Source organism: Polaromonas sp., from assembly GCF_039930745.1.
In the GTDB taxonomy this organism is placed as follows: domain Bacteria; phylum Pseudomonadota; class Gammaproteobacteria; order Burkholderiales; family Burkholderiaceae_C; genus Polaromonas.
On sequence record NZ_JBDTTH010000112.1, the window covers coordinates 1 to 12,175 of the forward strand.

At 61.6% G+C, this 12,175-nt stretch carries 15 protein-coding genes; 3 read left to right on the top strand and 12 right to left on the bottom strand.

What is annotated here, in order from left to right; all coding sequences use genetic code 11:
* The 11 genes from ABI660_RS21145 to flgB form a co-directional block, all read right to left on the bottom strand.
* On the bottom strand, positions 1 to 1,267 hold a 1,267-nt coding region (locus ABI660_RS21145), incomplete at its 3' end, for a Cache 3/Cache 2 fusion domain-containing protein (protein WP_348071834.1).
* Positions 1,268 to 1,373: 106 nt separating this feature from the next.
* Positions 1,374 to 1,895 (bottom strand): chemotaxis protein CheW, encoded by a 522-nt coding sequence (locus ABI660_RS21150; protein WP_348071836.1) that lies wholly within the window; start codon positions 1,893 to 1,895, stop codon positions 1,374 to 1,376.
* A 185-nt stretch (positions 1,896 to 2,080) separates the two neighbouring features.
* Positions 2,081 to 3,070: a flagellar assembly peptidoglycan hydrolase FlgJ gene (gene flgJ / locus ABI660_RS21155; protein WP_348071838.1), complete on the bottom strand. Its 990-nt coding sequence runs from the start codon at positions 3,068 to 3,070 to the stop codon at positions 2,081 to 2,083.
* Positions 3,071 to 3,074: 4 nt separating this feature from the next.
* Positions 3,075 to 4,187, bottom strand: coding sequence for a flagellar basal body P-ring protein FlgI (locus ABI660_RS21160; RefSeq protein WP_348071862.1), 1,113 nt, complete (start codon positions 4,185 to 4,187; stop codon positions 3,075 to 3,077).
* Positions 4,188 to 4,231: 44 nt separating this feature from the next.
* Complete coding sequence (locus ABI660_RS21165; RefSeq protein WP_348071840.1) at positions 4,232 to 4,927, bottom strand: flagellar basal body L-ring protein FlgH; 696 nt, start codon at positions 4,925 to 4,927, stop codon at positions 4,232 to 4,234.
* Positions 4,927 to 5,709, bottom strand: a complete 783-nt coding sequence (flgG, locus tag ABI660_RS21170) for a flagellar basal-body rod protein FlgG (RefSeq protein WP_348071842.1) — start codon at positions 5,707 to 5,709, stop codon at positions 4,927 to 4,929. The genes ABI660_RS21165 and flgG overlap by 1 nt, the downstream gene beginning before the upstream one ends.
* 67 nt (positions 5,710 to 5,776) lie before the next feature.
* A complete protein-coding gene (locus tag ABI660_RS21175; RefSeq protein ID WP_348071844.1) occupies positions 5,777 to 6,520 on the bottom strand; it encodes a flagellar basal body rod protein FlgF in 744 nt (247 codons plus the stop codon).
* 40 nt (positions 6,521 to 6,560) lie between these two features.
* Complete coding sequence (gene flgE / locus ABI660_RS21180; protein ID WP_348071846.1) at positions 6,561 to 7,847, bottom strand: flagellar hook protein FlgE; 1,287 nt, start codon at positions 7,845 to 7,847, stop codon at positions 6,561 to 6,563.
* 61 nt (positions 7,848 to 7,908) lie between these two features.
* On the bottom strand, positions 7,909 to 8,574 hold the full coding sequence (locus ABI660_RS21185; protein ID WP_348071848.1) for a flagellar hook assembly protein FlgD: 666 nt from the start codon (positions 8,572 to 8,574) through the stop codon (positions 7,909 to 7,911).
* A gap of 37 nt (positions 8,575 to 8,611) precedes the next feature.
* Complete coding sequence (gene flgC / locus ABI660_RS21190; RefSeq protein WP_348071850.1) at positions 8,612 to 9,028, bottom strand: flagellar basal body rod protein FlgC; 417 nt, start codon at positions 9,026 to 9,028, stop codon at positions 8,612 to 8,614.
* Between the two features lie 20 nt (positions 9,029 to 9,048).
* A complete protein-coding gene (gene flgB, locus ABI660_RS21195; RefSeq protein WP_348071852.1) occupies positions 9,049 to 9,453 on the bottom strand; it encodes a flagellar basal body rod protein FlgB in 405 nt (134 codons plus the stop codon).
* Positions 9,454 to 10,116: 663 nt separating this feature from the next.
* On the opposite strand from flgB, the gene flgA reads away from it, so the two are divergent.
* From flgA to ABI660_RS21210, 3 genes are all read left to right on the top strand, one after another.
* Positions 10,117 to 10,710 carry a flagellar basal body P-ring formation chaperone FlgA gene (flgA, locus tag ABI660_RS21200; RefSeq protein ID WP_348071854.1) on the top strand — a complete coding sequence of 198 codons (594 nt, stop codon included), beginning with the start codon at positions 10,117 to 10,119 and terminating at the stop codon, positions 10,708 to 10,710.
* 83 nt (positions 10,711 to 10,793) lie between these two features.
* Positions 10,794 to 11,093: a flagellar biosynthesis anti-sigma factor FlgM gene (gene flgM, locus ABI660_RS21205; protein ID WP_348071856.1), complete on the top strand. Its 300-nt coding sequence runs from the start codon at positions 10,794 to 10,796 to the stop codon at positions 11,091 to 11,093.
* A complete protein-coding gene (locus tag ABI660_RS21210) occupies positions 11,090 to 11,548 on the top strand; it encodes a flagellar protein FlgN (RefSeq protein WP_348071858.1) in 459 nt (152 codons plus the stop codon). The genes flgM and ABI660_RS21210 overlap by 4 nt, the downstream gene beginning before the upstream one ends.
* A gap of 259 nt (positions 11,549 to 11,807) precedes the next feature.
* Here ABI660_RS21210 and ABI660_RS21215 read toward each other — a convergent pair.
* Positions 11,808 to 12,175 (bottom strand): sigma-70 family RNA polymerase sigma factor (locus ABI660_RS21215; protein ID WP_348071860.1); only part of this gene is annotated, 368 nt, incomplete at its 5' end.

Consider the following 12,175-nt stretch of genomic DNA (forward strand, 5'->3'; position numbering starts at 1 on the left):
CGATCTGGCTGGAGGCGGTGGCTATGGTGTCTGTGCCTTGGCGGACGTTGCCGACAATCTGCACCAGCCCTTGGCGCATAGCCTCTGTCGCGCGGGTGATGACACCTATCTCGTCACGGCGTGCCGAGTCGAGCGACTGGGACAGGTCACCCTGCCCGATCGCCTGTACATGCTGGCTCAATAGCCCCAGAGGCTGCACAGTGCGCCGGATAAATACCATCGCAGCCAACCCGGCAATCACGGCCGCCACAAAAATGAAAGCACTGAGCCAGGCGATCTGCCGGTACAAGGCCACCAGGGCCTCCAACTCCGGTACTTCCGCGACAACCAGCCAGCCAGTCTCCTGGCTCTTGGCAACACTTGCAAATCGACCCGTGCCGCTGTCCGTGGCCAGCACTGCCGGCGCATGAGCAATCCGCTGGGAACCAGCACCCATCAGGGCCGCAAGCCACTCCTCCGCGCGCCCGGGCAATACGTCTGTCAATTTTTTCCCCGCCGCCACAGGATGAAACACCAGGGTCGCATTGGCCGCTCCACCACGGGGATCAAGGACATAAAGACCGCCGGTTTCGAAAATCCGGCTCTTGTCCACGGCCTCGCGCAGGAAGGTCTCCTGCCTGGAAATGTCCAGGCCGATGTAGAGCACGGCGACGACACGTCCGGCTTCGTCGCGAACAGGTTCATAGACGGTCATGAAAGGCCGGCCGAACAGCCTTGTTCGCCCGACAAACTTGCGTCCTGCGCGTAATTCCGCATAAGCGGGACTTCTTCGATCCAGCAAGGTTCCCACGGCACGTTCGCCATCTTCCTTCTTGACCGACGTGGTGATCCGCTGGAAGTCCTCGCCCCGAACCACGAACACCGTCGCATTGCCCCCGGCGAAGTCACGGGCAAAACTGTCGACCTCAGTGGGGCTGTCATTGAGCGGGCCGCCGTAATTCGTCAGCTTTCCCGAAGCTTCATCGACCAGGGTCAGCGTCGGACCAAACTGCTTGCGAAAGCCGCCAAATGCGTTTTCAGCTGTCAGCCGCATGGTCTGGTCGAATACATCTATCGACTGGGCAATGGCGGCCGCTTTGGCTTCTGCGTACTGGGCCGCACTGGCTTGCTGGTGGGGATAGGCGAGCGCGAAAAATATCCCGAGAACGCTCAGGGTCCCGATCAGGAGAGCTGCCGTTCCGGCGATGGCCAGGGTCCGCGTCAGCGACCTGAAAGCTCGCGAGGCAGATCGCTCCACCGGGGCCGCGTCAGAAGCACCAGCGTGCATCACGGCCGCCGCCATAGGATGGGGTGGCGGATGGTTGCGTACATGAGCGTTCCTTTAAGCAGTTGTAGCAAGGGCCAGCGCGCGGTGAGCCAATCGCGGCTTGAACTCAGGACGCCAATTTTTCGATCAGCCCCATCTCTGCTGAGGACATGAGCTTGTCGATATCGACCAGGATCAGCATGCGTTCATCCAGCGTGCCCAGCCCGATCAGGTAGTCGGTATCGAGCACCGAGCCCATCTCGGGCGCGGGCCTGACCTGCTCGGGGCTCAGGGTGATCACATCCGAGACGCTGTCGACCACCATGCCCATGACGCGGCTGGCGATGTTGAGGATGATCACGACCGTGAACTGGTCATAGGTGGGCGTGCCAAGATTGAACTTGATGCGCATGTCGATGATGGGCACGATGATGCCGCGCAGGTTGACCACACCCTTGATATGTTCGGGCGCATTGGCAATCCGCGTCACGGTGTCGTAGCCGCGCAACTCCTGCACTTTCTGGATGTCGATCCCATACTCTTCCTCGCCGAGGGTGAACGCGAGAAACTCCAGCGCTTTCACCGCGGGCACACCTTGAGGTGCGGCGGAAGAAGCCGTTGAATGGGAATTGCTTGTGGTTGCGTGCATGAACACTCCTTTAGTAAGGTAGGTGGCGTGCCCGGTAGGCGGCTCGCCGGAAAATAATGGCCAATACAGGTGCCCTGCATCTATTAACGGCCAGATGAGATAAAACTTTAGGACGCATCGGGTTAACAGACGCGGCCATTCGTATGAGTGCCGCCCCGATGTGGGTCCATGCGTTCATGCTGTCCTCATGACATCTGCTGCATGATGCGAACCAGCTTTCCGCCGTAAGCCGGGTCGGTTGCATACCCGGCGCGCTGCAGGCCGTGCGCCGCTTCGGCCGGGTTGTCGGTCGCCAGCACGTTCGCATAACGCGGGTTGGTGGTCAGGAAGCGGGCATAGTCCGTGAAGGCCTCCTCATAGGAGCCATAGGCCCGAAAACTGGCCCTGGTTTTCTGTGCAACGCCGTTAACGTATTCAGTGGTCGTACTTTCAGCCACAGGCCCCTTCCAGCTCCGGTCGGCCTTGATGCCGAACACATTGAAGCTGGAACTGCCGTCTTCCATCCGTATCTCGCGCCGGCCCCAGCCGGACTCGAGCGCGGCCTGTGCCATGATCAGCTGCGCCGGCACCCCGCTGGCCTGGCTGGCGCGCTCTGCGGCCGGCAACATGCGCGAGACAAATTGCTCCACATGGGCTTGCGGCAACACACTCCTGCTCAGCGAGGCCTGGGCGGTGGCTGTCTCGTACACGGTCAGGTCCGGTTTCCGGCTGAAGGAGGCGAACGCAGGCTGCCCGGTCTCGAACGTGGATGCCGCCTTCGGGGCCTGGGCAGCGGGCGCGCCAAGCAACTTGTCGGCAGGCACTGCGCTGGCTGTGCTGTTGGTCGCCTCCCCCCCGGTTGTACGGTTGAGCTGCGCGAACATGGCCTCGGCCAGGCCCAGCCCACGGCCGGACAGGTTCTGTGCCAGTTGCTGATCCAGCATCGAGGTGTACATTTTTTCCTGCTGGCTGCTGAACATGCCTTCTGCCGGTGTGGCATCACGCATGCTCTTGAGCACCATCTGCATGAACATCACCTCGAACTGCTTGGACGCCTGCTTCATGCCCTCCTGAGGAGAAGAGCGCACGGTACGCCGCAAGGCGTCAACGCCCTGCACGTCCAGCGACAGGCGCTGGTCAAGGACACCTGCAGAAGGTGTCAGGCCTGCAGAGGCGGGAAAACCAGGGCTGCTCATGGACTTAGATAATTTCGAGTTCGGCGCGTAGGGCGCCGACGGCTTTCATGGCCTGCAGAATCGACAGCAGATCCTGCGGATTGGCGCCCAGGGTGTTGAGGCCCTTGATCACGTCGGCCAGCGAAGCGCCGCCGCGCACAACCTGCAACGCACCACCGCCCTGGCTGAGCTCGATCTGCGAGCGTTGCGCCACGACGGTGCTGCCGCCTGCCAGCGGATTGGGCTGGCTGATGACGGGCTCGGTGTTGATCACCACCGTCAGGTTGCCATGCGCCACCGCGCAATCCTGGATCCTGACGGCCTGGTTCATCACGACCGAGCCGGTACGTGCGTTGATGACGACCTTGGCAATACCTTGCGCAGGTGCGATATCGATACTCTCGAGACGGGCCAGAAAGCCCACCCGCTCCTCCGGCCTGGCCGGTGCGTTGACCTGTATCACGCGGGCGTCGAGGGCATTGGCCGTGCCCGGGCCCAGATTGCGGTTGATCGCATCCACCGCCCTTTGAGCGGTTCCAAAATCGGTGGTGGTGAGCTCGAGCATGAAAGTGCCGTCACCTCCCAGGGGCGAGTCCACCGCGCGCTCCACAATCGCGCCGGCGGGAATTCGCCCGGAGCTGAGCTGGTTCACCTTGACCTGGCTGCCGCCGCCCGACGCGCCAGCGCCACCAATGACCATATTGCCTTGGGCCAGCGCGTAGACCTGGCCATCCGCGCCTTTCAGCGGGGTCATGAGCAGGGTTCCGCCGCGCAGGCTTTTGGCATTGCCCATGGACGACACGGTGATATCAATGGTTTGCCCAGGCCGCACAAAGGCAGGCAGGGATGCCGTAACCATCACCGCGGCCACGTTTTTCAGCTGCATGTTGGTGCCGGGCGGAATGGTGATGCCAAGCTGCCCGAGCATGTTGCTCAGGCTCTGCGTGGTGAACGGCGTCTGCATGGTCTGGTCACCGCTGCCGTCCAGTCCCACCATCAACCCATACCCGATCAGCGGGTTGTCACGCACGCCCTGGATGCTGGCGAGATCCTTCAGGCGCTCTGCCTGAGAAGGCAAAGCCAGCAGCGAAGCCAGAAGCAAGCACAGCTTGAGGCCGGAGGAAATAACCGGCCGCATGGCCCGGCTGCCAGGACGGGAGGGAAAGGAGAGTGTTTGCATGGTCAGAATGGCAGCACGTTGAGGAAGAGACGCTGGAGCCAGCCCATGGTCTGGGCCTCGTCGATGTAGCCCTTGGCGCTGTACTCAATCCTGGCGTCTGCCACTTGCGTGGAAGGCACAGTGTTGTTGGCGCTGACCGTGCGCGGATTCACCACACCCGAGAAGCGGATGAACTCGGTGCCCTGGTTGATCAGCATCTGCTTTTCCCCGCTGACGATGAGGTTGCCGTTGGGAAGCACCTCAACGACAGTAACCGTGATCACGCCGTTGAAGGTATTCGCGGCATTGGCACCGCCCTTGGCGCTCATGATGTTTTTGCCGCCGGCATCGGCATTCTGCGTGCTGGAAATCAAGCCACTGAAGATCTTGGGGATCAGGCCGAGCTCGACGCTGGCGCTGCCGCTGCGGCTGGCGTTCGCCGCCGAGTTCTTGCTGGCGTTCACGTTTTCGCTGACCAGGATGGTCAGGATGTCTCCCAGGTAACGTGGCCGCCGGTCTTCAAACAAGGCTTGCGCGCCGAAGCCGGTGCGGTAGATCGCCCCATTGACGGGCGCCGCCGGACGCACCTGCGCATCCGCGCGCGAGGTCATGGGTTGATGCACCAGCGGTTCGCGCGGGATCTGCGCGCAGCCGCCCAGTACCAGGCCGGCGCCGAGAAGCAGCCAGCCAGCAAGACAACGGCTCAGGGGGCGGCGCATCACAGCTGAGCCAGGCGCGCAAGCATCTGGTCGGAGGTTTGGACTGCCTTGCTGTTGATTTCATACGCGCGCTGGGTCTGGATCATGTTGACCAGTTCTTCGACGACGTTGACGTTCGACGCCTCTACATACCCCTGGTTAAGAATACCGGCACCGTTCTGCCCGGGCGCGGTCTCGTTGGCGCCACCGGAAGCATCGGTTTGCACGTAGAGGTTCTCGCCATTGCTCTGCAGTCCGGCGGGATTGAGAAAGGTCGCCAGCTGGATCTGGCCGACCTGCACGCTGGCTGTGCTGCCGGCCTGGGTCACCGACACCGTGCCATCGCGGCCTATAGTCATGCTGGTGGTGTTCTGCGGCAGTGTGATGGCCGGTTGCAGCGGAAACCCGCTGGCCGTCACCAGTTGCCCACTCTGGTCCGTCTGGAAGGAGCCGTCACGGGTGTATGCCGCCGTGCCGTCCGGCATCAGGACCTGGAAGAAGCCACCGCCGTTGATGGCGATATCTTTCGGGTTCTCCGTTTTTGTCGGGTTGCCTTGCGAGTGAATACGCTCCGTGGCCACCACCCGCACGCCAGTGCCCAGTTGCAAGCCGGAAGGCATGCGGGTCTGGTCGGACGTCTGGCCACCGCTCTGGCGAAGGTTCTGGTACATCAGATCCTCAAACACCGCCCGGCTGCGCTTGAACCCCGTGGTACCCACGTTGGCCAGGTTGTTGGAGACCACATCGAGCTGCATTTGCTGGGCATCGAGACCTGTCTTGGCAATGGCGAGGGAACGAATCATGAAAAAACTCCTGAAAAATGGCCGAAGCCGTGTTCATGTCAAAAGCAGGATGCCGGTGCCCGGGAAATCAGCCGTGGGCCAGCAGTTTGTTGGCTTGCTGGTCATTGCTTTCAGCTGTCTGCAGGGTTTTCATCTGCATCTCGAAGCGGCGCGCGTTGGCAATCATGTCCACCATGGCCTCCACGGCGTTGACGTTGCTTCCTTCCAGCGTTCCGGAGAGCAGACGCACGCCAAGGTCGGCCTGTGGCGCGGCCACACCGGGCTGCACCCGGAACAGACCGTCGTCGCCGCGCACCAGGTCGCGAACAGCCGGGTTGACCAGCTTCAGACGACCCACTTCGGCGGCACCGACTGCCGGGTCACCCGCGCCCAGCGCGGTGATCACGCCGTCGGCGGCCACCGTCAGCGAAGAGCCGGGCGGAACCACCACCGGACCCGCATCACCCATCAGGGGCAGCGAGTCCATGGTCAGCAACTGCCCTTCCGCGCCCACCTGGAGATTGCCGACACGGGTGTAAGCCTCGCCGCCATCGGGTGTCTGCACCGTCAGCCAGCCGTCACCGCGCACGGCAACGTCCAGCGAACGGCCCGTCTGCATCAACGGGCCGGAACGCATGTCGGCGCCCTGCGTTGTGGCGACCACCATGACACGGGTGGCCATTTCATCGCCTACCACAGGAACCGCGCGGTAGTTATTGATCTGCGCGCGAAAACCCGGCGTTGACACATTGGCCATGTTGTTGGCGACGGCGGCCTGCTGCTCCATGGCCTGCTTCGCACCACCCATGCCGATGTAGATCATCCGATCCATGATGTCTCCTTGCCTTGCATGAAACCGTTATGCGCCGGCATCACCGCATGTTCATCAGGGCCTGGACCACCTGGTCCTGCGTCTTGACGGTCTGGGCGTTGGCCTGGTAGGTCCGCTGGGCAATGATCAGGTTGACCAGTTCGGCAGTCAGGTCAACGTTGGACGATTCCAGCGCACCACCGATCAATGCGCCCAGCTTGGTCCCAGCGCCCGGTGTGCCCGTCAGGGGTTGGCCCGAAGCCGCTGTTTCGGCCCAAACGTTGTCACCCTTGGGCTCCAGCCCGTTCGGGTTCACGAATGAAGACAGCACCACCTGCCCCAGCACCTTGCTTTGCTCATTGGAGTACTTGCCCATGATGCTGCCGTCCTGGTTGATGGCAAACGAGCTCAGCTGGCCGGCTTTGTAGCCGTCCTGCGTCAGCTTCTTGACATCGCTCGGGGTACCGACCTGGGTCGTGCCCGTCAAATCAACCGTGAGCGTCATGGGGTTGGACCCGTTGGCGAAATCCAGACCTGTGAGGGACATCTTGCCACCCACCAATGTGGTGGGTGCGGCGGTAATCAGAAGGCCGTTGCCGTCGAACCCCAGCTGGCCGCTCGTCAGCGCAACGCTGTTGGCGGCCAGGGGTGGACCGGCAGCCGTTGGTGGCGCGACCATCGCACCTGTTGCCGTCAGGGGGTAACCATCGGCAGTGGCGTAGGTGTCCCAGGCATTGACACCTGTTTTCACAAAAAAGCTCGACAGCTCGTGGGAGTTGCCCAGCGAATCAAAAACCGTGACCGTGTTGGAGTAGTTGTAGCTCGCCGAGTTGTTGGCATCGAAGGGCGTGGTCGCAGGAATCGTTTCGCGGGCATCGATGATGAACTGGGCAGTGACACTTTGTGTGGCCGCCGGAGGCATGGCACCGGTAGGCAGTTGTAGCGCCGTCGGGCTGCCACCGGCAATCGTGCCGTTGGCTGCCACTTGATAACCCGTCAATCTCAAACCGCTGGCATTGACAATGAAACCATCCTTGTCCATATCGAACTGGCCGTTGCGCGAATAGGCGACTTCGCCGCCAGGGCTGGCCAGCCGGAAAAATCCTTCGCCCCCCACAATGGCCACATCCAGTGCCCGTGTGCTGGTCTGCACCGAACCCGAGGCGAAATTCTGGAAAACACCGGAGACCTGGGTTCCCAGGCCTGCCCGCGAACCCGCATAGACGTCGGAAAACTGCACGCTACCCGACTTGAAGCCCACCGTTCCTGAATTGGCAATGTTGTTGCCGATGACATCCAGATTGCTGGCTGCCGCGTTCAAACCACTTACGCCTTGTGCAAAACCCATGATATTTCCTTCGCTTGTATTGATTGACGTTAGATAAAAACAGCCGGCACTGGAGCCGGACTCAGAGAATCAGCCTGATCACACCGAAGCCGGCCTTCTCGCCGGAATCCAGATCCAGCGACACACCTTGAATGCCCTGCGAAACACTGGTCACTTTGGCGTAGGTCAGCGTTCCCGCTGCGGCTTTGTCGCCACCGTTCAGCGCCGCGACGTTGACCTTGTATGCACCGTCTGCGAGCTGCGTCCCGTTGTCGCTTTTTCCATCCCACGACAAGGTCTTGTATCCCTCCGGCAGGGCGCCCAGGTCAAAGCTGCGAACCGTGTCTCCAGCCGCATTGGTGATCGTGACCTTGACCGAGTCGGCGGCTGCAGGCACCTCGACGGCAAATGGGATGTCAGCGCCTTGCGCCAGCGTGAGTTCGGTCCCCGGTACCAGCACGGTGCGGCCAATCAGGGCCGCCGATTGCAATACCAGGCCGGAACCGCTTTGAGCCAGCATTGACTGAAAAGCGCTGTTGAGCTTTTCAATGCCGCTGACCGTGCTCATCTGCGCCAGCTGAGACGTAAGCTGCGCGTTGTCCAGGGGATTGAGGGGATCCTGGTTGTTCAGTTGCGTGACCAGCAGCTTGAGAAAGCGCTGTTCGCTGTCTGCGCTGGAGCCCGTCGGCGACGTCAGCGCGCCCAGCGCGCTGCTTGCATCGGATGCGGCAGTTGCATTCACAGCCATTGAAAAATCTCCTGTTGAAATAACATGTGTGCGATGTTTACTGGCCAATCGTCAGGGTTTTCAGCATCAGCGACTTGGCTGTGTTAAGCACCTCGACATTGGCCTGGTAGGAGCGTGAAGCCGAGATCATGTTGACCATCTCCTCGACGACATTGACGTTGGGCATCGCCACATAGCCGTCTGCGTTGGCCAATGGATTTTTTGGGTCATGCATCATGCGCATCGGGGAGTTGTCCTCAATGACACGCGCCACCTTGACCCGCCCTGTGGATTGACCGTCCGCCGAATCCACCTCGAACACCACTTGGCGCGCGCGGTAGGGCTGGCCGTCCGGGCCGGAGACACTGTCCGCGTTTGCCATGTTGCTGGCGGTGGTGTTCATGCGCTGCGATTGCGCCGTCATGGCGGAACCGGCGATGTCGAAAATGCTGAGCGACTGGTTGGAAACTGGCATGAAAAGGGTCCGCCTGGTAACTACTGGATCGCGGACAGCAGGGATTTGATTTTGGAACTGAGCACCGTCAGGTTGGCCTCATAACGCATGGCGTTGTCGGCAAAGTTGACGCGCTCGACATCCATCTCGACAGTGTTGCCATCGATGCTGGACTGGTTGGGCGTGCGGTACATCAACTCTGCTTCCGTCCCGGTTTGCGCCTGCCCGGCTATGTGCCGTGAAGAGGTACCCGCCATGGACAGGGACTGCGACTGCCTGCCGCGATCAACGGCCTGTGTCAATGCGTTGCTGAAGTCGAAGTCACGCGCCTTGAAGTTGGGCGTGTCCGCATGCGCAATATTGGTTGAGAGAACTTCTTGCCGCCTGGCCCGCAGGTTGAGTGCCTCCTGATGGAAGCGAAGCGATGCATCCAGCTTGTCGATCATTTGTTTCCCCATCGTTTGAAGTGGCGATGCCTGGTTACCCAGACGGCTTTGATGAAAATTATTTTAGGCAGGCCTCACGCCGGCAATCAGCGGAACAGACGGGATTTCAAGCGTCAATTCAACCTAGAAACCGCAGTTGAATGCGCCCGAGTGGGCCGCTGCGGGCGTGTCTGGCAAGGCGTGACGACGCGGCAGGCTACTGCCTGCAAGGAGGAGCAACGCAGCCAGGCGCGGTCGCGAGTGGCTCAATCGGGCACGTAGCGCTACCGCCCAAAAGGTGAAGTTTTTCGTGGCTACAAAAGTCAGCAGCCATGCGGCCTTGCAAGCGATACGCAAGTGGTCAACTGCGGTTTCTAGGTTTAAGCTTCCCGCGCTGCAATAAATCAGCTTCTGGCCCCGTGAAGTCCAATCAACCGAACAGCGCCGGAATTGCACCGCACTTCAGTCTTTCCCGATCCGGCCCGCTGCCTAGAATGTTTCCATGCGCCATGAGACACACCCCCGCCCGCTGATACACCCTCCCTGCCGGCACTCAACACACTGTTCAGGTTGAGGGCCACTGCTGCAGCGCCGCTGCTGGGGTTGGCCCTCCTCGCGGCCTTCACTTTGCCGGCACACGCTGCCAGGCAACTTCCCGCTCCACTGTCCGGAAGTGCTCGCCCTGTGATCGAACAGTTTCTGACCAGCCAGACGACAGGCCTTCCCGGCAAGGTCGAGATAACCATCGACACGCCGCTGTCGGGTGCCCTGCCGCCCTGTGAAACACTGGAACCTTTTTTACCCGCTCGGGCCCGCCTGTGGGGCCGGGTGTCGGTGGGCGTGCGCTGCCTGTCGGGGCAACCGTGGACGCGGTATGTACCGGCCTACATTGCGGTGATGGGCCACTACCATGTCGCCGCGCGCGCCATCAGCGCCGGCCAGACGCTGACCCCGGCCGACGTCGCGCTGCGCGAGGGCGACCTCACCACCCTGCCGGCCAGTGTGGTGGTCGATCCCTCCCAACTGACAGGCATGACCGCGTCGAACGGGATTGCTTCCGGCGCACCGATCCGCCGGGAGCTGTTGCGCGGCGTGATACTCGTGCAGCAGGGACAAAACATCAAGGTCATTTCCCGGGGAGCAGGCTTTGTGGTCAGCGCTGAAGGCAAAGCCATGTCAGACGCCGCCCTCGGGTCCCTGGTTCAGGTCAAATTGCAAGGCGGCCAGTTGCTCAGTGGTATCGTCCGGCCGAACGGCGTGGTGGAGCGGTCCCTCTGACTTTTTTTGGACTATTTACCCGGTAACCCTAAAGTTTCAAACCAGGCTGCCGTTAAACGGTGAGATCCCTTGAGGAAAACATCATGAAAATCGATCAAAACGTCACTTTTTTGAAGCCCACAGCCGGCAGCTCCGCACCGGCGGCATCCCGGAACAGCGTCAATGCCGGTTCACCGGTGGCCCTGAACCCCGCAGCCGCGGGCCAGGCACAGCCGCTTTCGCCGACACCGCTTTTGCCCTCTACCCATGGGGATTTCGACGCGGCCCGCGTTGCCGAAATCCGCGAGAGCATCAGCGCCGGCCGCTACCATGTGAACCCCGGGAAGATTGCCGATGGCCTCCTGGCTTCAGTGCGGGACCTGCTCAATTCGAAAGCCCCATGAGCGCCGCGCTCCTCCACCATCTGGCCCGGGAACATGCCGCCACCGGGGATTTTCTCGAACTGCTGGAGCTGGAGGCGCAAGCCATGACCGGGGGCGACTTTTCCGCCCTGCCTGCGATTGCCCAGCGCAAGTCAGGGCTAGCCGACCAGATCATGCAACTGACGCACCAGCGCGAGCAGGCACAAGTCGCCATGGGTTATGCGGCTGATCGTGCCGGTGCAGATGCCTGCGTTGCAGCCGGTGGCAGCGCCCTGAAAAACGCCTGGGCCAGCCTGCGGGAACGCGCTGCAATGGCCCGCGAGCACAACCATCGCAATGGCGTGATGATCCACACCCATCTGGATTTCACCCGGCAATCCATCAGTTTTCTGCAGGCCAGGGGCCAGCTCCTGTATGGGCCGGACGGCAGCCACCACGCAGGCACCGCCAGCGGCAACCGGCTCGCCATCGGTTAAGCGCCAGACACGGGCGCGCTGCCCGGGAAACGGTGGCTTGACTTCCGCGCAAAAAATAAGTCATGCCAGATGAACCGGCGAGGCCTGCACGTCCGCGAACTGGAATGGCTGGGCAGGCAAAAGCCCGAAGCCGGAAGGCCGGCGGCACTACCGCCTTATTCCACTTCTAAATCATTCGTGAACGCGAAAGCGAAGCGACGACAGTACAGACGTACGGCTAGCGAAGCCGACAAAGTGCACGGATGATTTAGAAATGGAATTACAGATGTTCCGCCAGCAAGGCGCGCAGGCGGCTGATCACCTGGCTGTGCAGCTGGCACACTCGTGACTGGCTGACCTCCATCACCGCGCCGATTTCCCGCAGGTTCAGCTCCTGCTCGTAGTAGAGACTGAGCAACAAGCGCTCGCGCTCGGGAATCGCTTCGATCGCCTCGACCAGCCGGTGCCGCAGTCCGCTCTCCAGCAATTGGTCCAGGGGGCCGTTGCTGTCGCCACGTGCCCCGCTTTCACCGCGTGCCTGCTGGTCCAGAAAGCTGTTTTCCTGTTCGTTGCGGTCAAAATCCTCGTAATACACCAGCTGGCAGCCGTGAATTTCCTGCAGCAGTTCCTGGTAAGCCTCCAGCGGCA